This window comes from Streptomyces sp. WI03-4A, assembly GCF_033792105.1.
GTDB classification, from domain to species: Bacteria; Actinomycetota; Actinomycetes; order Streptomycetales; family Streptomycetaceae; genus Streptomyces; species Streptomyces collinus_A.
The window spans coordinates 195,011-217,702 of sequence record NZ_JARAUO010000002.1 but is presented as its reverse complement, the minus strand read 5'-3'; the positions used below and the strand labels follow the sequence as shown (position 1 = coordinate 217,702).

Annotated in this window: 22 protein-coding genes and 1 pseudogene; 15 read left to right on the top strand and 8 right to left on the bottom strand. The window is 69.2% G+C overall.

Going from position 1 to position 22,692, the window contains the following annotated elements; genetic code table 11:
- Window positions 1-86 precede the first annotated feature (86 nt).
- Window positions 87-446, bottom strand: a complete 360-nt coding sequence (locus PV343_RS04010; RefSeq protein WP_319145349.1) for a hypothetical protein — start codon at window positions 444-446, stop codon at window positions 87-89.
- A gap of 490 nt (window positions 447-936) precedes the next feature.
- Here PV343_RS04010 and PV343_RS04005 point away from each other — a divergent pair, with 490 nt between their 5' ends.
- Together PV343_RS04005 and PV343_RS03995 are read left to right on the top strand one after the other, a co-directional pair.
- Window positions 937-1,137 carry a hypothetical protein gene (locus PV343_RS04005; protein ID WP_319145348.1) on the top strand — a complete coding sequence of 67 codons (201 nt, stop codon included), beginning with the start codon at window positions 937-939 and terminating at the stop codon, window positions 1,135-1,137.
- A gap of 21 nt (window positions 1,138-1,158) precedes the next feature.
- Window positions 1,159-2,001, top strand: a pseudogene (locus tag PV343_RS03995) (LysR family transcriptional regulator); the annotation flags it as partial.
- Window positions 2,002-2,081: 80 nt separating this feature from the next.
- Here PV343_RS03995 and PV343_RS03990 read toward each other — a convergent pair.
- The gene (locus PV343_RS03990; RefSeq protein WP_319145347.1) at window positions 2,082-2,687 is read right to left on the bottom strand and encodes a dihydrofolate reductase family protein; all 606 of its coding nucleotides are present in this window, start codon (window positions 2,685-2,687) and stop codon (window positions 2,082-2,084) included.
- 1,192 nt (window positions 2,688-3,879) lie between these two features.
- Between PV343_RS03990 and PV343_RS03985 the strand changes: the two genes are divergently transcribed.
- Window positions 3,880-4,032: a hypothetical protein gene (locus tag PV343_RS03985; protein WP_319145346.1), complete on the top strand. Its 153-nt coding sequence runs from the start codon at window positions 3,880-3,882 to the stop codon at window positions 4,030-4,032.
- A gap of 413 nt (window positions 4,033-4,445) precedes the next feature.
- Here the strand turns inward: PV343_RS03985 and PV343_RS03980 are convergent, their stop codons facing one another.
- A complete protein-coding gene (locus PV343_RS03980) occupies window positions 4,446-5,015 on the bottom strand; it encodes a hypothetical protein (protein ID WP_319145345.1) in 570 nt (189 codons plus the stop codon).
- Window positions 5,016-5,307: 292 nt separating this feature from the next.
- Between PV343_RS03980 and PV343_RS03975 the strand changes: the two genes are divergently transcribed.
- From PV343_RS03975 to PV343_RS03965, 3 genes are all read left to right on the top strand, one after another.
- Entirely contained in the window at window positions 5,308-6,273 is a 966-nt protein-coding gene (locus tag PV343_RS03975) for a DUF1152 domain-containing protein (RefSeq protein ID WP_319145344.1), read from the top strand.
- A 302-nt stretch (window positions 6,274-6,575) separates the two neighbouring features.
- Window positions 6,576-6,779 (top strand): cold-shock protein, encoded by a 204-nt coding sequence (locus tag PV343_RS03970; RefSeq protein WP_093471257.1) that lies wholly within the window; start codon window positions 6,576-6,578, stop codon window positions 6,777-6,779.
- Window positions 6,780-7,752: 973 nt separating this feature from the next.
- Window positions 7,753-9,705, top strand: coding sequence for a hypothetical protein (locus PV343_RS03965; RefSeq protein WP_319145343.1), 1,953 nt, complete (start codon window positions 7,753-7,755; stop codon window positions 9,703-9,705).
- 714 nt (window positions 9,706-10,419) lie between these two features.
- Here the strand turns inward: PV343_RS03965 and PV343_RS03960 are convergent.
- Complete coding sequence (locus tag PV343_RS03960; RefSeq protein WP_319145342.1) at window positions 10,420-11,289, bottom strand: NmrA/HSCARG family protein; 870 nt, start codon at window positions 11,287-11,289, stop codon at window positions 10,420-10,422.
- A gap of 192 nt (window positions 11,290-11,481) precedes the next feature.
- Here PV343_RS03960 and PV343_RS03955 point away from each other — a divergent pair, with 192 nt between their 5' ends.
- Window positions 11,482-11,634, top strand: a complete 153-nt coding sequence (locus tag PV343_RS03955) for a hypothetical protein (protein WP_319145341.1) — start codon at window positions 11,482-11,484, stop codon at window positions 11,632-11,634.
- Here the strand turns inward: PV343_RS03955 and PV343_RS03950 are convergent.
- Complete coding sequence (locus tag PV343_RS03950) at window positions 11,613-12,269, bottom strand: TetR/AcrR family transcriptional regulator (protein ID WP_319145340.1); 657 nt, start codon at window positions 12,267-12,269, stop codon at window positions 11,613-11,615. The genes PV343_RS03955 and PV343_RS03950 overlap by 22 nt on opposite strands.
- A 175-nt stretch (window positions 12,270-12,444) precedes the next feature.
- On the opposite strand from PV343_RS03950, the gene PV343_RS03945 reads away from it, so the two are divergent.
- On the top strand, window positions 12,445-13,230 hold the full coding sequence (locus PV343_RS03945) for an SDR family NAD(P)-dependent oxidoreductase (protein WP_319145339.1): 786 nt from the start codon (window positions 12,445-12,447) through the stop codon (window positions 13,228-13,230).
- 338 nt (window positions 13,231-13,568) lie between these two features.
- Entirely contained in the window at window positions 13,569-14,537 is a 969-nt protein-coding gene (locus PV343_RS03940; RefSeq protein ID WP_319145338.1) for an ABC transporter permease, read from the top strand.
- Window positions 14,538-14,769: 232 nt separating this feature from the next.
- On the opposite strand, the gene PV343_RS03935 is transcribed toward PV343_RS03940, so the two are convergent.
- Together PV343_RS03935 and PV343_RS03930 are read right to left on the bottom strand one after the other, a co-directional pair.
- Window positions 14,770-15,315 carry a PaaI family thioesterase gene (locus tag PV343_RS03935; protein ID WP_319145337.1) on the bottom strand — a complete coding sequence of 182 codons (546 nt, stop codon included), beginning with the start codon at window positions 15,313-15,315 and terminating at the stop codon, window positions 14,770-14,772.
- A gap of 97 nt (window positions 15,316-15,412) precedes the next feature.
- On the bottom strand, window positions 15,413-15,919 hold the full coding sequence (locus PV343_RS03930) for a winged helix-turn-helix transcriptional regulator (RefSeq protein WP_319145336.1): 507 nt from the start codon (window positions 15,917-15,919) through the stop codon (window positions 15,413-15,415).
- 108 nt (window positions 15,920-16,027) lie between these two features.
- On the opposite strand from PV343_RS03930, the gene PV343_RS03925 reads away from it, so the two are divergent.
- The 4 genes from PV343_RS03925 (at window position 16,028) to PV343_RS03910 (ending at window position 20,547) form a co-directional block, all read left to right on the top strand.
- A complete protein-coding gene (locus PV343_RS03925) occupies window positions 16,028-16,726 on the top strand; it encodes an SDR family oxidoreductase (protein ID WP_319145335.1) in 699 nt (232 codons plus the stop codon).
- A 12-nt stretch (window positions 16,727-16,738) separates the two neighbouring features.
- Window positions 16,739-18,322 carry an MFS transporter gene (locus PV343_RS03920; protein ID WP_319145334.1) on the top strand — a complete coding sequence of 528 codons (1,584 nt, stop codon included), beginning with the start codon at window positions 16,739-16,741 and terminating at the stop codon, window positions 18,320-18,322.
- 168 nt (window positions 18,323-18,490) lie between these two features.
- Window positions 18,491-19,099, top strand: coding sequence for a DJ-1/PfpI family protein (locus tag PV343_RS03915; RefSeq protein ID WP_319145522.1), 609 nt, complete (start codon window positions 18,491-18,493; stop codon window positions 19,097-19,099).
- A 1,124-nt stretch (window positions 19,100-20,223) separates the two neighbouring features.
- The gene (locus tag PV343_RS03910) at window positions 20,224-20,547 is read left to right on the top strand and encodes a hypothetical protein (RefSeq protein ID WP_319145333.1); all 324 of its coding nucleotides are present in this window, start codon (window positions 20,224-20,226) and stop codon (window positions 20,545-20,547) included.
- Between the two features lie 25 nt (window positions 20,548-20,572).
- On the opposite strand, the gene PV343_RS03905 is transcribed toward PV343_RS03910, so the two are convergent.
- Complete coding sequence (locus PV343_RS03905) at window positions 20,573-21,004, bottom strand: hypothetical protein (RefSeq protein ID WP_319145332.1); 432 nt, start codon at window positions 21,002-21,004, stop codon at window positions 20,573-20,575.
- 243 nt (window positions 21,005-21,247) lie between these two features.
- Here PV343_RS03905 and PV343_RS03900 point away from each other — a divergent pair, with 243 nt between their 5' ends.
- Together PV343_RS03900 and PV343_RS03895 are read left to right on the top strand one after the other, a co-directional pair.
- Complete coding sequence (locus PV343_RS03900) at window positions 21,248-22,039, top strand: hypothetical protein (protein ID WP_319145331.1); 792 nt, start codon at window positions 21,248-21,250, stop codon at window positions 22,037-22,039.
- Entirely contained in the window at window positions 22,032-22,418 is a 387-nt protein-coding gene (locus PV343_RS03895; RefSeq protein WP_319145330.1) for a GntR family transcriptional regulator, read from the top strand. Before PV343_RS03900 ends, PV343_RS03895 begins: the two co-directional genes overlap by 8 nt.
- Window positions 22,419-22,692 lie beyond the last annotated feature (274 nt).

Below are 22,692 nucleotides of genomic sequence, written 5' to 3'. Positions count from 1 at the left end.
GTACGGGCAGGTGTGAGCCGTGCAGAGCGGTGAGGCCCGACCGGCCCAGGCCGGTCGGGCCCCTTCGTGTGCCGCGTTCCGGTGGGTCAGTGGTCGGAGTAGCTGAAGTCGCCCACGGTCCAGGCACTGACGTCCTCGATCGCGACGCGGTACATCCCGCCCGTCTCCGGGATCCCCACCGGACCCTGCAGGATCCGGGCGACGTGGAAGTGCAGATGTGTGGGCGGCCCGTCCTGCCTCGCGGGTGTGTCGAAGGCAGCGGAGAACTCGCCCAGCTGGGCGGAGTCCGTCAGCACCTCCCGCACCCTCTGCCTCCACATGGCTTCGGGAGCGAGTCGACCGGTGATGACAGCACCACCGGTGACCACGGTCAGGGACATCTGACTGCTCTGCCCGGACTCCACAAGGGCGGCGATGTCAACGATCAGGTCGTCAGGCCTCGGCATGGCATCGGATTCTATGCCCTCACGCGTCCGGCCGGGCGGCGGGGTGGTGGCACTACAGGGCAAGACGGCTCGGGCATGCCCCGCCGGCGCCGCCTGGCCGAGTGGACCGTGGCCGGGGTACCCGGCGGAGCACCGAGCACGGCTCCGGCCCGAGCATTAAACGTTGGTTCGAGGAACGGGTGTTCGCCCACCCTGCACTGATTCCGCCGCCTGCGGTGCGGGACTCCTGGAGGCGACTGCCGGGCTGTTCATCGCCCTGTGGGCCGGCGAGCCCTGTGGGCCGGCGAGGGAGCGGACGGGTCGCTTGTGGGGCGTCGTTTCCGCTACGGGACAACGGATGGCAAGGGTGCCTTCGAGGCGTCGGTCCCACCGGATACGCAAAGGCCGGTGCCCCGCGGAGAGCGTCTCCGCGGGGCACCGTCGGTCAGTGATCCTGAGCCAGTGATCAGCCCTGGGTACCGCCCTGGGTGTTGCCGTTGCCCGCGCCTGGGTGGCGCTGGCCGTCGCCCGGTCCGTCGGGCTCGACGGCAAGGTCGCCTCCCTCACCCTGGAACAGGCCCGCGAGCAGATGGGCCCGATCGCGGACGCCCTCGCTCTCGACCAGCAGCTCACCCCCGCGCGCGCCGAGCGGGAGCTCGGGTGGGCCCCCGTGCGGACCGACCCGCTGGCGGTGCTCGCCGCCGGTGAGTGAACCAGTGAGCGGGCATCGTCGGCTACGACCCAGCGCCTTCACTTCGGACGCGCGGCCGAGCGGCTGCACATCGCCCAGCCCGTGCTGTCCCGGCAGATCCGGAGTCTGGAGAACGAGCTGGGCGCCGAGGTCTTCGACCGTGATCGGCGCGGCACGGTCCTCACCCCGGCCGGCCGGCAGTTGCTCGAGGACGCCGTCCCACTGCTCGCCTCGACCCAAGCGCTGATCCGGCGGGTGCAGGCGGCGACATCGGAGAGCCCCACCCTGACCGTCGGCTTCATGCCCGGCATCACGGTCACCCCTGCCACGGCGGCCTTCACCAGACTGCGTCCTGACGTCAACGTACGCCTTCTGCGAACCAGTTGGAACGATCAGGTGGAGGTGCTCCTGGACGGCCGGGCGGACGTGGGCGTCGTACGGCTGCCCATCGACCGGCACGGCCTTCAGGTGCGGCCGCTCTTTCGCGAGCCGCGGGTCGTCGTACTGCCCGTGTCGCACCCGTTGGCGGACAGAGGATCGGTGTCAGTCGGCGACCTCGCTCGCGAACACCTGCTTCAGGACCCGGACGCCGTTCCGGAATGGCGTGACGTGGCATTGGAGTTGCGTGACAAGCAACGCCCGGAAGTTCCGCCGATCCACCAGGTGGAGGAGAAGCTCGAACTGGTGGCCTCCGGAGCCGGCATCTGCGTGCTCCCGCTGTCCACTGCCGGCTTCTACACACGCCCGGACGTCGTCCCGGTGCCCGTGGACGACATCGGTCCGAACGAGGTGGCCCTGGCGTGGGTGATCTCCCGCCGCTCGCCACTCATCCGCGACTTCACCCAGGCCGCGGCGGAAACTCTGCGTGGTCCCCGGATGGAGTAAGACACACCCAGGCGTGCTGAGCCTCTCACCACCTGCCGGGGACGCCGGAGCGAACAGTCACATGATCGGCCGCACAGCTCCTAGTAGCTGTCGTAGCTGGGCGCACCGTTCGGCCGGTAGACGCCGACGATGGTGCCGCCCTTCGTGGTCGAGACGCTGACCGGCTCCAGCGCAGTAGGGACCGCTCCGTGGGCGAACAGCCGCTTGCCGGTGCCGATGATCACCGGATGGATGGTCAGCCGGTATTCGTCGACGAGGCCGTGCTGCATGAGGGTCTGTGCGAGGTCGCCGCTGCCGACCACGTTGATGTTGCCGCCCTCGGACGCCTTCAGCTGGCGTACGGCATCGACGATGTCCCCCTCCAGCAGGGTGGAGTTCTGCCACTCGACGGACGTCAAGGTCCGAGACGCTACGTATTTGTGCATGCTGTTCATCCGATTGGTGAACGGGTTGTCGGGATCGGCGGTCGGCCAGTACGACGCGAAGATCTCGTACGTCTTGCGGCCGAGCAGCATCGCGTCGGAGTGCTCGTACCAACCCGCGATGGCCGTGCCCACTTCGTCGTCGGACACCGGTTTCTGCCAGCCGCCGTGCTCGAAGCCGCTCTCAGCATCCTCATCCGGACCGCCTGGCGCCTGCATGACGCCGTCCAGCGTCAGGAACGTACAAACGATGATCTCGCGCATGATGAGCTCCCTTTTCGTCGACGGGTAGACCGCACAACCGCCGGAAACTCATCGGACAGTCACCCAAGCTTCCCGAGAGGTACAGCCAGCCCGGCCGGAATGTATCTTCAGCGGCGAATTCAAGCCCCTCAGTCGCAGCGCTTCCTCCGCAGGGACGCATCCGGGGCTGTGGTGGCTGTCGGGCACGTCGGCACGATCTGTCAGGCCACGAACGCGGTCTACATGGGCCGGGACCGGGCCCCTGGCTCAGGGCGTCGTGCCCGTCGCGCTGATCCTCCACGCGCGGGCCGACGGCCATTCTCCGGCCACGGCCGGGCTGCTGGCCGCGCTGTACGGCGTCTGTCCGGCGCTCGGGCTGCCCCTGCAGGGGCAGCTGGCTGGTCGACCGGCGCGGGCTGCCCCTGCCCTGCCACCTGGGAGCCGCGCTGGTCGCGGCGGCGCTGAGCGCCCTGGCCCTCGCCGGCACCACCAGCCTCCCCTTCACGGCCGTGTGCGTCGCCCTGGGCGGAGCCGGAGGCCCGCCCCTCGAAGGCGGCCTGCGATCGCTGTACCCCGCCGTGCTGCCCGACGCCGCCCACGTGCGTGCGCACCGCCTACACCCTGGATGCCTCCGCAGATCGTCTGTGTGGCAGGCCCCGCCCTCGCCGTCGCCACCGCGACCTGGCTCTCCCCGGCGGCGGCCCTCGCCTGGCGGCCACCGCCACTGTGACCGGCCCCTCGTCTTCGCCACCGCGCCCCCCGCCCGAGCCTGGCGCGCTGCGGGTGGCCGCCCGGACCCGCTGGGCGTGCTGCGCCCGCCCGCCATGCGCCTGCTGCTGTGCGCGCAGGTCTTCCTCGGCGGCACGGTCGGGGCCCTCGACGTCGCCGGGATCGCCGTGGCCGGGCGGCAGTACGCGGCCTGGCTGGCAGGCGCGCTGCCCGCGGCGTTCCCCGCGGCCGGACTGCTCGGCGGCGTGCTGTTCGCCCGCCTCCAGAGCGCGACCGCTTGCCAGCCAGGGCACCTGCTGGTGTTGGCGGCCCTGTTCGCGGCCGGGTGGCTGCCCTTGCTCGCCCCGCTCCCGGCCCCGGCCGTGCTCGCCCTGGCGGCGGCGCCGGGTGCCTTGTTCGTCCCCCTGCTCACCGTGGCCAGTGGCCAGCCTGACCGTCACCGCGCTCGCGCCGCCGGGCGCCTTGACGGAGGCGGTCGGGCTGCATGTCCAGCGCGATGCGCCTGGGCGTGGCCGGCGGCACGGCCCTGGCCGGCCCGCTCGGCGGGCACTTCCCCCTCCCGCCGCCGGCCGCCGCTCTGTGCGCACTCCTGCTCTCGGCCCCCACCACGCCCGCGGCTGCACCGGCCGCCGCCTGAGGAGCGACAGCCGGTAGGTGCACGTCGAGGCGCTTTCTCTTTGTCCTCAAACACAGGTACGACTTATGATCACCAGCAAGGCGGGGTCGTAGCACAGAGGTAGTGCGCCGCGACGTCATCTCGGAGGACGTCGGTTCGAATCCGACCGCCCCGCCCCTTTCAAGGCGGCACCTGCCGGCCGCCGGTGGACCTCCGCCACAGTCGGCGGTGCTTCGTCGGCACCCTACAGCCCCCTGGTTGCCGTCCTGACATGTCCGGGGGCGGCTGGGCCTCTTGGGTTTCGCCGCTTCTCTCGCTCGCGTGACGCCAGCTACAGTGGTGTCCGTTCGGGTGGCGGTCACGGTGGCCGATCCTGGAACGGACACCCAAAGCCCCCCTGTCGATCTGATGCGCGCTGACCTGTTGATGCGGCTTCAGAACGGCTTCTGAGTCCGGGCACACCACCGGGGGAGTGGCCCCACCTCACGGAACGCCGTCCCCGATCGCCATGGCGGCCCTGGCACGCGCGGGCCCGGCACCGGTTGCGGGCGGCTGCCCGGCTGGAGGCTCCTCCCCTTGGCCACCACCGAGCAAGGGGAGATTGCCGTGCCGTTTACGTCCGCCCTCCGCCGCACCACGCCCGCGCACCGCGCCCGGACCATGACCGTGGCCACGGCCGTGGCCGCCTGCCGGTCGGTGTCGAGGTCGAGGAGGCCGTGCGGTCCGCCGTGGCAACGGTCGCGGGGCAGTTCCCCGGACGACTTCTCCCACTCGTCGTGCCGGACCAGCCGGAGGTCGTCCTCGTGACCGGGGAGTACCGCAAAGGGGCAGTTGGAGCCGGAGACGAACCAGTAGTCCCACTCGCCCACCCAGTTGGGGTGCGGGAGGGGCTCACTGTCGTAGTGGTACGGCGCCATGACCTCCCCGATCGCCCGGTGCAGCGCGTCGGGGGCGGCAGGATCGCTGGGTGATGGGACGCAGACGGTGATGCGTTGTTTGGCCACGGCTGTTCTTCCCGTGAGGTCGTCGGGTCGGGCGATGGGCCGGGGGATCGACATCTCAGTTTGCCGATTCCCCATCGCCCGCCAGGGTGCCGCTCCAGACCGGGCCGGGCCGTTGTGGTGGGGGCCGACCACAAGCCTGACCGTGCCGGTCGTGGCGCCTGACCACGAGGCCGGGCCAGGAGTAACAGACCGACTTTTCTGACGACCTGTGTCCTGTCTCCTAGACCTTGACCGAACTCGGTGAAGTTTGATCGGCCGCTGTGCCGGCTCATCCTGCTGCTAGCTTCATCCGGTGAACTCTCTGGGGGAACCGGCATTCTTCACCCGCTTGCGTGACGCGCGGCGGGTTCTCATAGCTGGTGCGGGCGGTGGCTTCGACGTGTACGCCGGACTGCCGCTCGCACTGGCGCTGCGGTCGGCGGGCAAGGAGGTGCACCTCGCCAACCTGTCCTTCGCCGACCTGTACGGCTTGGACCTCGATGTGTGGGTGGATCAGGATGTTGCGGCTGTCGGACCGGACACCCCTGTGCGTGGCGACTACTTTCCGGAACGGACGCTCGCTCAGTGGCTCGTGACACAGGAACTGCCGCCGACCGTGTACGCGTTCCCGAGCATCGGCGTAGGTCCGCTGCGGGCGGCATACCGGGCGCTGATCACCCATCTCGGCGGTGTCGACGCGGTCGTGTTGGTGGACGGCGGGACCGACATCCTGATGCGCGGTGACGAGCACGGGCTCGGCACCCCGGAGGAGGACATGGCGAGCCTGGCCGCCGTGAGTAGGCTCGACGAGGTCCCCCACCGCCTGGTCGCCTGCCTCGGCTTCGGGGTGGACGCCTACCACGGTGTGAGTCACTCGCTCGTGCTGGAAAACCTGGCCGCCCTGGACCGGGACGGCGCCTATCTCGGCGCGTTCTCGCTGCTCGGGTCAGGGCGGGAGGGCGCGCTGTATCTCGATGCGGTGGCGCATGCCCAGCGCCACACCGCGAGCCACCCCAGCATCGTGAACGGATCGGTCGCCGCCGCCGTGCGCGGTGACTTCGGCGACGTCCGGTTCACAGAAAGGACCAAGGGCAGCGAGTTGTTCGTCAACCCGCTGATGGCGCTGTACTTCTGTGTGGACCTGCCCGGACTGGCCCGCCGCAATCTGTACCTCGACCTGCTGGAACCGACATCGTTGATGCGGCAGGTGAGCTCGGTGATCGAGGAGTTCCGCACCACGCTGCCCCGTCAGCGTCCATCTCGGGCATTCCCGCACTGAGCCTTCCTCCGCCACGGGCGAGCGGGGCCCGCTTGGGCAAATGGCTGGGCCGGCTGCCTCGGACTCCCAGGCGGCGAGTGCTCGGCACGTCGGGGCGACACGCCGCGATGACCGGAACTGCGTGGCCGAGCCTCACCATCCGGTGTAGCGTCGTGACCAGCAGTCGTGGTTCCGAAGTCCCGTTCGCCCGTGATCGCAATCGCGGGCGTTTTTGCTGTTCGACGCCTCTCCGGACCAGGGCGATCACCTCCGGGTTCCGCATGGTGCGAGACCCGATACGAGTCCTTTCGAAGGAGACAGGCATGGCCAAGGGCACTGTGAAGTGGTTCAACGCGGAAAAGGGCTTCGGCTTCATCGAGCAGGAGGGTGGCGGCCCCGACGTCTTCGCCCACTACTCGAACATCGCCACCCAGGGCTTCCGTGAGCTTCAGGAGGGCCAGAAGGTCGAGTTCGACGTTACGCAGGGCCAGAAGGGCCCGCAGGCGGAGAACATCCGCCCCCTGTAACGAGGGAACAGGGAAGAGGCCTCAGCCGGAACGCACCACCGGCTGGGGCCTCTTCGCTGGCAGGGCTTGGGCGGGATGACGAGCCCCCCGCACGGGCGCGAGGGGTTCGTCCGAACGTAGAGCGCGCCCAAGCCCGCTGATCCCTATCAGGTCCAGCCACCGGCGCACGCCCTGTGCCAGATGAGGGGACCGCCGTGTGTACGCGGTAGGTACGCGAGATGTTCGCCCGGGGCCGGGGCTGTCGCATGCCGCTGTGCATCCGGGCCCCGGCAGGCCGGCCGCCGCGTTATGACCCCGACCCCGAACCCCGGCAGGATGACTTGCTGGTGCCGCCCCCTTGCCCGCGCTGTGACGGTGCCCGGCCGAGTACCGCGTCAAGCCCACGACTGACGCGCACGGGTCCCAGCAGGCGCCGGATCGCGGGACATCCACCCGCGCAATCAAGATCCCCCCACGGCCCGGATCCGAGCAGGCCCATGCGACGGGCTCGCTCACGGGAGCCGTCTGACCTGTACCTCGCTGTCATAGGGGCCACCCGCACGGTGTGGCCTGTCTGGGCGCGGATCGCGGTCACCGCGTGTCGCAAGGCGGAGCGCTTTCCCTCGTGATCCCCGGGGTGGCGGTGCCCTGGCTAGAACACGGCAGAGGCGCCCCTGGCCGTCTTCCCGGGCGTCTCCTGCGCCTGGGGCGGCAGCGGTGTGACACCGACGCCCGTCAGCCGTTCGCGCTGCCGTCGACTCTGTCCGCGGCTCCGGCATGTAGGCAGGGCGGCTGTCAAGTGCCGAGTTCTCGGGGAGTGACTGCGTTTCGCCAGCGGGGCCTACTTGATGTACGGGGCTCGTCGGACATGCGCTCCGTCGGAAACCCGCATTGAGCGGTCTTTCTTACCGCTATCGCCGGATGTCCCGGGATGACGGCCATCCTCGCACCGATCCCGAACCACGTCGGAATAACCCTCCGGAAGGACAAAACCATGCCCTGTGACGTTCACACCCACCACGAAGGGCGCATCCGCCGTTTCCTGCACGGAGCGGTGCGCCGAGCGGTACTGGAGTACGCGATCAACCTCTGTGCCTGGCAGCGCATTGCCCTGACCACGCGTCACCGCACCGACGAGAGCTACGTCCAACGCCGCCCGTTCCCCCTGCGCGGGCCGGACGACGTGGCGAGCTTGCGTACACGAGTCGAGGAACTTGTGGCGGGGCTGCTGGAGGACTATCCCGCTGAGGCAGGTGAATTCGCCGATCAGATGGCAGCGATCCTGCCCACTGTCGCGGACCGGCAGCAGGGGATCGACACGCTGAAGGAGCAGTGCCGCCGGCTGTACGTCATCGAGCACGGGACGAGCGGGACCGAGCCGCCGGACGACGGGGATTTCCGCATCGTCACAACCGAGGACGCGGCGGAAGTCCATGTCCGCTCAGGGGCGCAGGACCAGCTGTCCGCGCACCGGCCTGAGCAAACGGACCTGGACAGTGATGACTATCTGACCGCTGTGTCCAGGTGTCTCGTCTCGGCCCGCGAACGGGGCAGGGCACTCAGCGAGGACGAGGTCCTCGCCATACACCTCGCCTACACACTGGCCTCGGACGGTGAGAGAGTGCCGTTGCCCGTCCGCCCATGGAGCAGCCCCGGCTTCCGAGACACCCAGAGCTACATGTCGATCACCGACCCTGGCGAAGGGCACCTCCTCGGCACCACACGGCGCAGTGAGAACCTCCGAGGGGTGATCGTGCACATCGAGCACCTCGAGCGGGGCAACACTCAGGACCGTGAGGCCGTGGAGCCCTACCGGATCCCGGCACCGCAGTCGATCTCCCGGGTTCGCCTGCACACCGGCACGCAGGCACCGGTCTCCTCCTACGTGGGCCGCCCCATGTTCGAGGGCAATGTCGCCGACTCCCTGCTGAAGACGGTGCACACCGTGTCCGCCGCATGCTCCGCGCTGTTCATGGACGGCCTGACCGAGTGCAAGCTGGCCATGGAGCGGATGACGGCCACCGAGGCGATCGACTTCATGCGCGCCATCGCCGGGAATGTACGGCGCAACCGTCACACCCAGGCCCTGTCCGCCGCTTTCAACCTCAACACACCCATCGTCGACGACCGGCCCGCGACGATGCGGTCCCAAGCGGGACGTCCCCGTACCATCAGCGACCGCTTCGAGGTGGGGCTGCTCGGCATCGAGCTGGTCGCCGAGGCCGGGTTCGACAAGGTGACCTGGGACGGTACGGCCGACACCTACCCCAGCCGCTGTGTCATCGAGCAGCTCACCTTCGAGCAGGCGGTCACCCTGGTGCACCGCGCGCACGAGGCCGGTCTCCTCACCTATTTCTCCGCCGGCTTCCGTTTCCACCACCTCGCCGACGTCACGTACACCGGCACCGACGGAGTGGGGGTCGGCGGCGCCCAGATCCTGCGGTACATGGACCAGCAGACGGGGCACCACGGACCGTTCAAGGAGGAGAACATCGCAACGATCCTTAAGATCCGCGACGAGGCCGCCGCGTCCGTCCTCGGGCAGGGCGCGGCACTGTTGGCCCGGCTGGACCAGATGTTCTTCGAGAAGAGCATCACAGCGGGGCAGAACCAGGCGCGAGAGTCCCTCTACCCGGCTCTGGCACAGCGCGACGAGGCGCGCGTGGCCGCCCTCCTGCCGACGACGCGCCATGCGAGGGTCATCCCCGACTCGGCCATCGAACCTCCCGTACTCGGCTCCGCACGCAGGCTCATCGCCGCAGGTCACGCTAGTCTGGCGGCCACCGCATACACCCCGCTGGAATTCTCGCGGCTGCTGGTGCGGCTGGAGCGCGCCGTGCGCCAGCGCGACGCGGAGCACGCCGCCGAACTGCTCTCCGCGGCCAGAGCCCAAGTAGACGAGTCCGACGGGGACTTCTCGTCCGAGCAACTCCCTTCCGTCGCCTGAACCCCTGAGGGAGATACCGAGGCGTCGTCAGCAGGAGTGAGGCCTCGGGCCTGGGATGATCACCGGGTTTGCTGATCTTCCGGGGAGGAGCCGTTCGTGGAGTCCGTGGGACCGTCGTACAACGGGTTCCGGTTCCCGGCACAGGTCATCTCCCACGCGATGTGGCTGTATCAACCAGGGCTCCCACCCGGCCCCGCCACACCCCAACCGGCAACCCCCGCGAGAAGAGCGAGGAGCGCTCCGTGCTGGCCTCAACGCGCAGCGCGGCAACCGTCGCACGAGACCGGCTAGGGCTCCTGATACTCACGGACCCCGCGCTACTGGGTGCCGCTGAGACAGCCTGGAGGACGGCGATGGAACTTCCCGACATCGCCTTGGGCCCGCTAGTCGACGGGCGATTGCGACCCGACGTCGAAACCGCCCTGGAGGCCGCCCGGGACCGGTCCCGGAGCGCGCATGCGGCACTGCGGAAAGCAGGGGCGGCATACATCGACAGCGGTCACTGATCCTCCGGCGAGTGCCCCGCCGTGGAGCGAGAAGCGGCCCGCACCCGCCAGCACCCGACTCTGCCAAGCTCATGATCGAAAAGACCCTGGACAAGTCCTTGCGATAACCCTCATCCCGGGCCGGTGACGCCGCAATTTGAGCCGCTCCACGTCGGTGACCGTTCCTCGGAGGTGCGTCGGGAGCGCCGGTCTGCCGAGGCCATCAAGGTCACCTACGCCAGTCGTGGGTGCGAAGGTAATCCTCCAGCGACAGCATTCCTGGGCGGATCTCACGCAGTCGGCCCAGGTCCGCTTCGTAGCCGCTGGTCTCGAACCACCGGTTCATGACGTACATCTCCTCGCCCTGCTGGGCGCGGAAATCGTCCCATGACACACGCCGTACCTCGACCGGGCGCCGCAGGACCCGGGAGAAGGTATCGGCTGACTGCGCCATCGACAGCTCGTCCCCTGCCAGGTCCACCGATCGCCCCTGCCACCGCTCGGGCCGACTCAGTGCCAGAAGGGTGAAGGCGCCGATGTCCTCGACGCTGACCTGCTGCACCGGTCGCTCAGGCGACAGCGGCGTCACCAGAAGACCGTCCGCGATCTCCTGCCGGCGGCCTTCCCAGTTCTCCATCAAGAACACCGGCCGCAGCACCGTGTAGGGCACCGCGCTCCGCGCAAGATGGCGTTCGACCTCGTACTTGCTGTCGAAATGCGGGATTCCGGTGTTCTTGTCCGCGCTGCCCACCGAGCTGAACACGAAGTGCCCGATTCCGGCCTGCGCGGCGAGGTCGACCATCAGCCGGCCCTGGGTCACCTCTCCCTCGTAACCGGCTGTGAAGAACTGCGTCACGCAGAACACTGCGTCTGCGCCTGCCAGAGCCTCACGCAGCGAATCCGCGTCCCCTAGATCACCGGCCACCACCTGCGCACCCTGATCCGCCAGAACTCGGGCGGCGGGCTTGCCCGGATCGCGGGTCAGAGCCCGCACCGGCCAGCCTGCCGCCAACAGATGCCGTGTCACCGCTCCCCCCTGCTGGCCCGTGGCTCCGACCACCAGCACGACACCGCGAGGCCCGTCGACTGCAGACGCCATCACAACCTCCCTCTCGGCCCGCCCAGCGCCACGGAGCACTTCGGGAGCAGGCCATGCCACCAGCAGCAACGGCTCATCGGTACCACCGGCCACTTCGACGGCAAACCGAGGCCGCCGCTGCCACAGGCCGAGAAGGACATGCCGGATCACCGGACAGGCTTCCCTGATCCACGGCGCGTCTGCAGGAGGACGGTGGGAGGAGGTAGCCATGGTCTGGCCACCGCTGGGTCGGTGGTCGACGGGGACAGCGTCAGCGGTGCCGGCCAGGCCCCGGGCCGCGGACAGAACCTCCGCGAGGGCATCGCCGACAACGGCGCCGCCGACTACGCCTCGGCGACGAGGTGAGCCGTCATCTCTTCGTGGGTGGGCGGTGAGGGCAGGGCGCGCGTGTGCTCCGGGCGTAGGCCGTCGAGGAATACACGGAGGTGCCGTGTGGCGAGCGTGGCGGCCTGCTCGGGGGGCAGGTGGGGGAGGGGGCGGCAGATCAGCGCGGCGGTGGCGATGAGGTCCACGGCGGTGATGTCACACCGGAGCACCTTGCTGCTGCGTCCTGCGGCCAGGATGTCTTCCAGGGTGGCGGCGATGTGCTGCTGCAGGTCGCGGGCGTGAGGATCGTTCGTCATGGGCCCGCCGATCAGCGGCAGGGACAGCAGCTCACGGCTGTCGATCATGCCCTGCAGGAAGGACTCCACGGCCGCGAGCGGATCGGTCCGCGCCGTCTCGGCGGCTGTTCGGGCGGTGTCGAGCACCAGTCTGAGGGCGTCCACGACGACCTGGGTGATGAGGGCGGCGCGGTCGGGGAAGCGCCGGTACAGGGTCGCGATGTTCACGCCTGCCCGGCGAGCGATCTCGTCCAGCGGCACGGCGGTCCCCGACTCCCGGAAGGCGGCGCGAGCCGCAGCCAGGATCTGGGCGCGGTTGCGCGCGGCATCGGCCCTGAGCCGCGGGGCCGGCGGTCCCTTCGGAGTGCTGGCAGTCACCCTGTGCACCTCTGCTGTTCTCAACGTCTGCGTACGTGCCGAGGCTACGTCCTCCGGAGTAAGTGAAGGATTTCCTTCACTTAGGTGTTAGTGTCATGTGCCGACGACGCGGCGCACCAGCCACTCGGTCCGGCCGACGCCCATCGGCCGGCCGGATGCGGAAGGAAGAACCCTCATGACGGCAGCGGACAACGATCGTTTCGCGGGCAAGGTCGCGGTGGTGACAGGAGGCAGTCGAGGCATCGGAGCAGCGGTCGCCGTACGTCTGGCGGCCGAAGGAGCAGCTGTTGTCGTCGGCTATCGCGGCAACCAGCACGCCGCGGACGAACTGGTCCGCTCGCTGGCGGCCAGTGGTGGCAAAGCCATGGCACTACGCGCGGACGTGGCCGACCCGGACCAGACGGGCACCCTGATCGACCGGGCGGTCTCCGAGTTCGGACAGCTCGACGTTCTGGCCTCCTGCGCAGGCGTGGAGCACTTCGACGCACTGGAGAACATCACCCCGGCCGACTTCGACCGCGTCTTCTCCGTCAACACCCGCGGCCAGCTCTTCGCGGCCCAGCACGCCGCCCTCCGCATGCGAGCGGGCGGCAAGATTGTGCTCACGTCCTCGGTCAGCGCGTCCAAGGCGTTCTTCGGACACACCCTGTATGCCGCTTCCAAGGCCGCCGTGGAAGCGATGGTTCTCAACCTCTCGGCCGAGCTCGGCCGGCGTGGCATCACCATCAACGCCGTCGCCCCCGGCGGCACGGCCACCGACATGGCAGCCGAGCACGGAGCCAGCTACCAGCACCCCCGGCTCGTCGGGAAGCAGGCCATGACCGAGTGGCTCGACGTGCAGGTGGCCCTGCGGCGGCTCGCGGACCCCGTCGAGATCGCGGCCGCATACGCCTTCCTCGCCAGCGACGACGCCGCCTACATGACCGGCCGCACCCTTCAGGTCGACGGCGGGATGTTCTAGCCGGCCGACCGGGCCCGTCGCCCGGTGGGCTCCCCCTCACTCGTTCCTCGGCGGCCGGGTGTCCTGGCCGCCGACCTGCTGCCCGCACCAGTTTCCCCGGAAGCCGCCTTCCCGGGGAAAGACCCTCATTCGCCTCCCTCACCCAAGCCCGGAAAGTCCCTCACCTCATGCACCACGGCACTCCCCTCCCGCTCGACGCCCTCCCTACGACCACTCCGCACGAACAGGACCATGACCCTGCGGCCGGCCGCACCGGGCGCGCCCGACACACGCTGGTGGACACCGAGCCCGGGGTGCCGGGTGCGGTGCTCGCGGCGGCTGCGGGAGTCCGTAAGGCGATGCTCGTGCCCGTGGTCACCGCGCTGGCGATCGGCACTGTGTTCGTTGCCGTGTACCTCGCCGCTTTCCACGCGCCGTCCGCGCGACACCAGCCTCTCGGTATCGCCGCGCCCGACAAGGTGGCCGCCCGTACGGAACTCGCCCTCAACAACGCGGCACCCAGCGGGTACACGTTCTACCGCTACCCGGACGCGGAGGCCGCCCGTCAAGCCGTGACCCACGACGAGGTCCCGGCCGTCCTGGTGGCCGACAGCAGAGGGACGCGCCTTGTGGTGGCAGGCGCCCAGGGGCCCTCGACCGTCTCCAGCCTCGCGATGGCGGTCGCGGAGGGCGTGGGGAAGACGGTTCCCGTGCAGGATGTGCGGCCCCTCGCGGCAGGTGACTCCCGAGGCCTGTCGGTCTTCTACGCCTCCTTCGGCGTGGTGCTCGCAGGATTCCTCTTCGCCGTGTCCTCGTACCAGATCGCCCCACGCCTGCGGCTGGCCGCTCGCGTCATATCGATGCTGGTCTTCTCGGCCGCCTCGGGAGTGACGGTGGCGCTGATCGGACGCACCGCGTTCAGCGCACTCCCGGCGTCGTTCGCCGTCGTCACGCTCCTGGTGGGACTACTGGCCTGGGCATCCGCCGCCGTCGCCGGAGTACTGCTGCGGTTGTTCGGACCGATCGGCATGCCTGTCGCCTCGGTCGTGCTGCTGATACTCGGCAACGCCACCTCGGGGGGAATACTCCCGGCCACGTTCCTCCCGGCATGGCTGTCCCCGCTGGCCTCGGTGATGCCCCCGGCTGCCGCGGTCCGGGGCCTGCGCGGTGCCTCCTACTTCCACAACGCGCATCTCACCGACGCGGTGCTCACCCTGTTGGCCTGGACAGTGGGCTGCCTCACGGTCCAGTACGCAGTGGACCGCTTCGCCACCCGTCGAACCGGGCGAGCAGCGACGAGGGCCGGCCGGACGGCACTCCAGCCCTGACCGTTTGGTCCAGGACGACCGCGATCCCCGCTGGAAGAGCCGCGGGCGCTTCACATCGGCCTCTGGGCTGGGCCCGCCCGGCGTACTCGGCCTGCGTGTGATTGGCACGCCATCCTGTACCCACCGATGCGTCGCGTCCTCCAGGGCGACGAGTCCGCGAGCATAGGGTCTGAGAACGAGCCCGGGCGGGTCGGCCAGTGCGGTGGGTCCCCTCTCGCGCTGTGCGTGGTGGTCAGGGTGTCGGGACCGGGAAGAGCATGCAGCTGCTGGTGGCGTGGGCCAGCAGCCGGTCGTCGGAGTCGCGGAGCTCTGCCTGGGCGAGGGCGGTGCGGCGGCCGCTGTTGAGGACGGTGCCTATGGCGCGGACCTTGCCGGTGTCAACGGTGATCGGGCGCAGGAACTTCAAGGTCAGGTCGATCGATGTGTATCCCGTGCCCTGAGGCAGCACGGACTGCACCGCGCAGCCGGCCGCCGAGTCCAGGAGCGTGGCGTAGACGCCGCCGTGGACGCTGCCGATCGGGTTGTAGTGCTCCTCGCCCGGCACCAGGACGAAGACCGCTCGGCCGTACTCGGCTTCCTCCAGGGTGAAGCCCAGGGTGGCGGCGATCGGCGGGGCGGGCAGCCGTCCGGCCAGGATCTCGCGGAGGAAGTCGATGCCGCTGTGGTGGGGGACGGCGCCGGCGGAAATGGCGGGGTCGTCCCAGCCGAACACACGTGATCTGCCTGTCGCCGCTGATGTCTCGCCGGTGGTCAGGGACTTGTTCGATGTTTCGGACACGCGGTCGCTCCTCGGGGCATGTGTTGTCAGTGTGGCGTGCCAGACCGCGAAGGGCGGGCGCGCCCGTACAGCGGTGGAGTCGTTACTGCCGGGTGTTTCAGCCGCCGCTCGATCCAGGGCTGTCCGGGTCGACGCGAATGAGACCCGGGCCGGCGTCGACGAACGACTCCCCAGGCCGCACGTCGTGGCCGTTGTCGCAGCGGAGCACCGCATGTACCGGCGCACCGCAATTTTCGTGGCGTACGACCACCGGGGGCCCGTGTTCGTCGGCGGCCCAGGTGTCGCCCCACTGCCGCAGCGCCACGATGACGGCCCGGAAGTCCCGCCCCTTCTGCGTCAGTTGATAGGCGTACCGGGTCCGCTGGCCGGGATCCTGGTAAGGGACACGCTCCAGGAGACCGGCGGCGGTCAGTTCTTTCAGGCGCGCCGCGGCGGCGGGTTCTCCGATGCCCACACGCTTGGCGAAGTCGTCGAACCGACGAGTGCCGAAGAACGCCTCGCGCATGATCAGCATCGCTGTCCTGTTGCCGACGATCTCCAGAGCCCTGGCGATGGAGCAATTGGCCAAGGACCAGGCGTCCCGGTCCTTCAGTAGATCCTTCATCTCCCCACCTTCCACCTGGCTTGCCTCACGCGAAGCCAGCCTATACCGTCGAGGCTGACTTATGGAATCGTAAGTCAGGCTGGGATCAGGTATCCCGAGGGAGGAATCATGAACATCGGTACATCAAGGGTCCTGGTCACAGGGGCCAACCGCGGGCTCGGCAGGGCACTGACTCAGGAACTGGCCGCGCGCGGTGCCACGGTGTACGGGGCGTCCCGCCGACCGGACGAGATCGATCTGCCCGGAGTGAAAGCGATACGGCTCGACGTCACCGACCCCGCCTCCGTCGCCGCGGCTGCGAAGGAGGCCCGCGACATCACAGTGCTGATCAACAACGCGGGCAGCTCCACAGGCGCCGATCTACTGACCGGCAGCTGGGACGCCATCCGTCTGGAGATGGAGACCCACTACCTCGGCACCCTCGGCATGATCCGGGCCTTCGCCCCGCTGATCGAGGCCCAGGGCGGGGGTGCCGTCCTGAATGTCCTTTCCGCGCTGTCGTGGATCAGCTTCCCCGCCGTCGGCGCCTACGCCGCAGCCAAGTCCGCGGAGTGGAGCCTGACCAACGCGCTGCGACAGCAGCTCGCCCCCCGGGGCATCACTGTGTCCGGACTCCACGTCGGCTACATGGACACCGACATGGCCCGCCACGTCACCGAGCCCAAGACCGCCCCGGCGGACGTCGCCCGCGCGGCCGTCGACGGCATCGCCTCCGGGGCTGCCGAGATCGTCGTCGACGACCGCAGCCGCCAGGTACAGGCCGACCTCTCCGGTGGCGTCGCCGCCCTGTACCCGCAGCTCGGCTGAGACGAGGACACCGTGACCTTCACTCCGCCCCCCGCCCCGGGCCGGCTCAGGCCGACCGACCGGCACCCCGATGTCCGCCCCTCCTCGAACCAGCCCTCCCGGCACGCCGCCGCCGTCACGCTCATCGCGATGTGTCTGGGCGCCATGACGACCTTTCTGCTGATCACCGCATCGGTGTCAGCGATGTCGGCCATCCAGGATGATCTGCACGTCTCTCCCACCGGCCTGGTCTGGATCCCCTCCGCGTACGCCCTGCTCGTGGCCTGCCTGGTGATGTCCGCGGGCACCGTCGGCAACCTCTACGGCCGCAAGCGCACCTTCCTCACCGGCGCCGCGATCATGATCGTCGGTTCGCTCACCGTCTACGCCGCACATTCAGCGGGAGTCGTCATCGCCGGCCAGCTCGTCTCCGGCCTCGGCGGCGCTCTCATCCTGCCCAACAGCCTGGCCATCCTGGGAGCGGCATTCCCCGACCCCCACCGGCGCACCGAAGTCGTCACCGCCTGGGCGGCCTCCTCGGGCATCGGGCTGGCCGCCGGCCCGCTGATCGCGGGCACTCTGCTGGACCACTTCCACTGGAACACGGTCTTCCTGTCGACCGCTGTCCTCGCCCTGGTCACCATGGCCGTCGCCGCCTTCGTCACCGAATCGCGCGGCCCCGACGGCAAGCTCGACATCCCCGGCCAGATCCTGGCCGTCGTGGGCATCGCCGCTCTTGTCTACGCCCTCATCGAAGGCGGACACGACGGCTACACCAGCCCCAGCATCCTCACCGCCTGGATCATCGCGGTCGCGGCCCTGAGCGGTTTCGTCCTCGTCGAGCGCGCCGGCCGCACCCCCATGCTGGACATGACCCTGTTCCGGTCGGCGTCGTTCAGCGCCGTCATGTTCGTAGGTGCCGTCTCCCTGTTCGGCTTCACCGGCATGGCCATCGTGTCGGTGCTTTTCTACGAGCGCGTCCAGCAACTGTCCGCCCTGGACGTGGGATGGCGGCTGCTTGCCTTCTTCGGCGTCTACGTCGTCGTCGCCTACGCGACCGGACGCGTGATCCGCCGTACCGGCTTCAAGCTCCCGCTGACCCTCGGCTTCCTTCTCGGCGCCGGCGCCGCAGCCGGACTCACCACGCTGGACCCGACCACCCCCTATGTCCGGGTGTGGTGGCTGTACGCGCTCTTCGGCGCCGCAAGCGGGATGGTGGCCGCGCCGAGCACCGCCGCCGCCCTGGTCAGCGTCTCCCACGAACGCGCCGGCATGGCTTCCGGAGCCGTCAACACCTTCCGCCAGATCGGATCCGTCACCGGCTCCTCACTGCTCGGCGCACTCCTCGCCAGCCGGCTTCAGTCCCAACTGCCGACCCAGCTCGGCGCCCACCACGTCCCCCGCGCAGCCTGGCCCGCCGTCGAGCACGCCGTCTCCACCGGCAGCGGCGCTCACCGAGCGGCCCCGCCGAACGTGAGCGCCGCGATCGGCGACGCCTTCACCTCAGGCGTCCATGCCGGCATGACCGTCATCGCCGCCGTGTTCCTGTGCGCGGCCCTCGCCTCGGCCCTGCTGGTACACAACCGTCCGCACCACACCACCGCCAGGACGAACTGACGCGTGACTTCCAGGGGCGACGCCGCGAACTTGCGACTAAACGCGGTGGTCATCTCCGCCGAGCCAGCGGTGGTCATCTCCGCCGAGCCAGCCCCTGATCCGGCTCTCACCCCGGAAAGGGGCGCCATGGAAGGATGCACAGCCATTGCCGTACTGGAAGGAAACGTGATGCAGGTAGCCGTGGTCACCTTCGACGGGTTCAACGAACTCGACAGCTTCATTGCATCTGCGCTGATCAATCGATGCCGTAAGGACGGCTTGGAAGCCTTCATCACCACTCCGACACCGGTAGTCAGGTCGATGAACGGTGTCGAGGTGACCGGACAGCGCCCGATGGAATTCGTAAGGGAAGCCGAGGTGGTGCTGATCGGCAGTGGCGTGAAGGCACAAGACGTGGTTGCCGACGACCAGTTGATCTCCCGGCTGCCGCTTGACCCTGCGCGACAGCTCGTCGGTGCGCAATGCTCCGGCGCGCTGGTGCTCGCCCGGCTGGGGTTGCTGGACGGCATGCCGGCTTGCACCGATGTGAAGAGCCGGCCCCTTGTCGAAGCCTGCGACGTGACCGTGCTGGACGCGCCGTTCCACGCCGAGGGGAACATCGCCACGGCGGGGGGTTGCCTGGCGTCCCAGTACCTCGCCACCTGGGTGATCACCCGCGTGCTCGGAGAGGGCGCCGCGCAAGACGTCATCGGCTACGTGGCTCCGGTCGGCGAAAACCAGGAGACCATCGACCGCGCCATGCGCGCCGTCCACACGGGCGCGATCGCACTGCGCTGACATCCCGCGATCAGCCTCGGCGCAATGGGCCCGAACCACGCCTCGCACATGTGCGAGTGCGAGCCGCCGACGTGGCCTCCTGCGGGGAGTTCGGTGTGGCGTAGTCCGGCACGCTCGATGAAAAGAGGCCGTGGTTCGCCGCCGCGGAGGGGCGGGCGGCGTGGGATGGCGTGGGCGGCGGCGTGGAGTGCTCGAAGCGCGACGGGACAGTACGGCTCACCGACCCGAACGAACCGCCCAAAGCCGGTGACACGGTCTTTCACAAAACGGCTCGCACGGCCTGACAGCCACGACGACGGCCAGCACGGACATGGGCTTCAACCGGTAACCCGGGGGCACGTTGAACCCCATGACGACCGAGACCTACTACTCGACGCACCAGGCTGAGTGAACAGCATGGACTCTGTACAGATGGCTCGTGGCGCATTGGCGGCAGCTATTCCGACATGGCTCCTCATGGTGAGTGTCGTGCTGCTTATAGGGGTGGTGATCGTCCGCTTGCGTAGAAAGTGAACGAATCGGTCGATGCGGTGGCAACTCGGGCTGAGGTGTGGCGGAAGTGGGGTGCCATCGCCTTTACGGTAGTTGCCCAGGCGGGTTGGGCTTCGCCGGGCCATGCCGACGGCTCAGCGTGCGGTGTGCCCGGGACGGAGTTCGTCCATATCGACCGTTGTCAGCGCTACGCTCAGGGGCACGCCGATGCCGGCCGCGGCGGCCAGCCGCTCGCGTACCTCGCGCGGTGTTCGAGGCCGCCAGCCGGGCCCGTCACAGCAGCCAGAGTGGAATGTGACACCCGCGTTCAGTAGGGCGGTCAACGTCCGCCACCCAGCGGTGTCCCTCCGCTTCGGCACGGCGAGGTCCTGGCCTGCGTCGATCAAGTCTTCACCGCAGCGCGGGCATCGGCTTGCCCACGTGCCGCGCTTCTTGAACGAAGAACGGCAGGGCAAGCACACGTAATGCCGGTTCGGAGTCCCCCCACGAAAGCACATGGCACCAGTATGGCAAGGCCACTTTGCCCATCCCAGCGATTTGCGAGCGAGGCGCTCCGCGCCTGCCCACTGCCCCTGACGGCTTCGACCACAAGCTGACCGCCACCGGCACCTGGAAAGGCCCTGCACGCCGCCGTGCAGGCCTCCACACCCCGCACGACCAGCTACCCCCACAGCCACGCCGGGGAGCCGGTGCTCGGTCTGCGCTCAATTGAAGACAGCCCGCACATCGGCCAGGCCCGCACCGGCGGGACCGTCATCGTCACTCCCGACGGCATCCTCAGCGTCCGCGCCTATGCCGTCCCCGGCCACCGCTGGCTCACCGCCCTCCGCTACCTCGTCACCCTGCCCCACGACGCGCTCAGCCTCGGCGCACCGACGGCGCCCACCGACCCCGCCACGCTCACCTGGTCGCTGCGCCCCCACTGCACGGACCGCAGCTTCTCCGGCCACCGGTAGTCGACGAGGTGGTGTACGGGACACATCAACTGGAGGCGGTCTTTATACCCTTGAGGGTGTCCCGTTCCTCCTGGCGCAGCCGGTTCCGCTCCCGGCCCTGGGCACAGAGGGCTCGCAGTGCTTCGGGGTCGGCGGCGACCTCGCTGTCCGCAACGGTGCATGAGCCGTCGCCGACTTCGACGATCTGCTGGTCCATGCGACCGCTGCCGAGAATGCCCATGATGGTCAGCCACTCGTCGGGGACAGCCGGAGTCAAGTCGACGTTCAGGTGGCGCTCGGAGCGGGCATCGTGCGGGTCGATGGGCTCGGCCATCGCCGCGAGCGAGGCGATTGTAAGGGCGCGCAGATTCGTGTACTCCGCGGGGCTCATGAGGTTTTCGAGTGTGTCGAGGTAGAGCCTGACCAGTTCGTGGGCCTTGGCACGCGGAGTGGCGTCGGCGCTCATGTGGTCGGGCAAGGAGCTTCCTTCCGTTGCTTTTCGTCGGCGGTCTGCTGGTGACCCTTCACTCGGCAGACGAATGGCAGGCCTGCGCGCAGCCGGCGCAACGCCGGCACGACCAAGGTCAGCACCACGTGGGGGTGTCTCGCGCCGGAGGCCACCTCCACCTGCGTCGCCTTGTATCGGACGTTTGACACAAGATCGCGGCTAGGGCATCTTGTGCTTGCTGCTTGGTACAAGATGACGCGAGGGGGACCCTCTATGCTCGACGCCGCCCCGTTCCAGCACCGCTTTCTCGATCACGCGAACTACTACGCCCGCTGGTCCGGGCTGGCCATCGGCATCGTGGCCGCACAGGCGCTGTCCACACTGGGGCACATCGAGTTCGAGCAACGCTTGGTCTTCTGCATCACGGCCTTCGGTCTGTGCGCGGTGGCGGGCGTGCTTCTTGCCGACGCGCTGACCCTGCTACCTCAGGACCCGGTACGCACCGCGAGTCTCGCCCCGCGCCTGGTCAGAGACCATGTGCCACCCCGCATGGGCCCCCTGATCGCCCTTCAGGGGGTCTCGCTAGCAGTGCTGCTGGTCATCACGGCTGCCACGGCCTCCGTCGATCCGCACCGCATTTTCAGCACGGGCAAGGTCATCGCCGTCACCTGCTACGGGGTGCCCGCAACTCTGGGCCCCTGGCCAGGGATGTACTACAGCCTTCCGACGTTCGGCGCCTTGGCCATAGCTACCCCGACCTGCATGTGGGCCCTGCGCCGTATCGTTCACGGGCCGGGCGGGGCGCAGCAGCGTCGCGACCGCGCGTGGGCGGTCACTGGGGCTTGGGGTTTGCTGGTGTCGAGCCAGCAGCTGTACGCCGTGCTGATGATCTCCGTCTCGCTCACGGAGACGGGCTGCGCCGGTGCGATGGGCGCGCTCACCTTCTGGGTGTTCTATCCCTTGGCCCTGCTGAACCTGTTCACGGTCGTCTGGTCGCTGATCACCGTGGTGGCCCCCCGAGCCGTCGACGACGATGCGGTGAGGGGGTCCCTCGACGATGAATGAGCCCGCCGTCCGCGTCGATACTGCCAGCCAGGTACCGCCGTACGCGCAGATCCGCGCCCAACTCGGCGCGCTGATCGTCACCGGCCGGCTGGCCGAGGGCGACCGGCTGCCGACCGTCCGCCAGCTGGCCACGGATCTCGGCCTCGCACCAGGCACCGTGGCCCGCGCCTACCGCGAACTGGAGACCGCTGGGCTGATCCGCACCCGCCGCGGGGCGGGCTCCCGGGTCGCGGCACCCCCAGCCGGCCCGACCCGTCCATACGCCTCCGAACTCGCCACCCTCGCCCGCGACTTCACCTCTTCCGCCCGCGCGCTCGGCGCCGATACCGAGGCCGTCATGGCCGCCGTCCGCGACGCCCTGGGTCCGGACCGTCCCTAGCAGCTTGCTCCTGCGGAACTTCGCACGTTCCTCTGGGCAGAACTGGTGGGGCGTATGGCCACAGTCGCTCAGCCGCCCGCATTCGGCCCGCTGTTCTTCTCGCGGAGCGTGAACGAGTTGGGTGCGCCGCACGGTTGCGGCTTACTGCTTTTTGGCGTGCTCGCCGCGTGGGCCGTGCTCGTGCTGTACGGCGTCCTCGGCGGCGACGGGGACGGCACCCGGGCCCGGCACGGACCCCCACCGCATTCGTCATCTACGACGTGACCGGCACCGG

Bases quoted from the DNA above. Each gene is read 5' to 3' on its own strand.
- PV343_RS04010 (WP_319145349.1), bottom strand. From the start codon at position 446: ATGCCGAGGCCTGACGACCTGATCGTTGACATCGCCGCCCTTGTGGAG.
- PV343_RS03990 (WP_319145347.1), bottom strand. From the start codon at position 2,687: ATGCGCGAGATCATCGTTTGTACGTTCCTGACGCTGGACGGCGTCATG.
- PV343_RS03985 (WP_319145346.1), top strand. From the start codon at position 3,880: ATGTCCAGCGCGATGCGCCTGGGCGTGGCCGGCGGCACGGCCCTGGCC.
- PV343_RS03970 (WP_093471257.1), top strand. From the start codon at position 6,576: ATGGCCAAGGGCACTGTGAAGTGGTTCAACGCGGAAAAGGGCTTCGGC.
- PV343_RS03965 (WP_319145343.1), top strand. From the start codon at position 7,753: ATGCCCTGTGACGTTCACACCCACCACGAAGGGCGCATCCGCCGTTTC.
- PV343_RS03960 (WP_319145342.1), bottom strand. From the start codon at position 11,289: ATGGCGTCTGCAGTCGACGGGCCTCGCGGTGTCGTGCTGGTGGTCGGA.
- PV343_RS03945 (WP_319145339.1), top strand. From the start codon at position 12,445: ATGACGGCAGCGGACAACGATCGTTTCGCGGGCAAGGTCGCGGTGGTG.
- PV343_RS03940 (WP_319145338.1), top strand. From the start codon at position 13,569: ATGCTCGTGCCCGTGGTCACCGCGCTGGCGATCGGCACTGTGTTCGTT.
- PV343_RS03930 (WP_319145336.1), bottom strand. From the start codon at position 15,919: ATGAAGGATCTACTGAAGGACCGGGACGCCTGGTCCTTGGCCAATTGC.
- PV343_RS03925 (WP_319145335.1), top strand. From the start codon at position 16,028: ATGAACATCGGTACATCAAGGGTCCTGGTCACAGGGGCCAACCGCGGG.
- PV343_RS03915 (WP_319145522.1), top strand. From the start codon at position 18,491: ATGCAGGTAGCCGTGGTCACCTTCGACGGGTTCAACGAACTCGACAGC.
- PV343_RS03900 (WP_319145331.1), top strand. From the start codon at position 21,248: ATGCTCGACGCCGCCCCGTTCCAGCACCGCTTTCTCGATCACGCGAAC.
- PV343_RS03895 (WP_319145330.1), top strand. From the start codon at position 22,032: ATGAATGAGCCCGCCGTCCGCGTCGATACTGCCAGCCAGGTACCGCCG.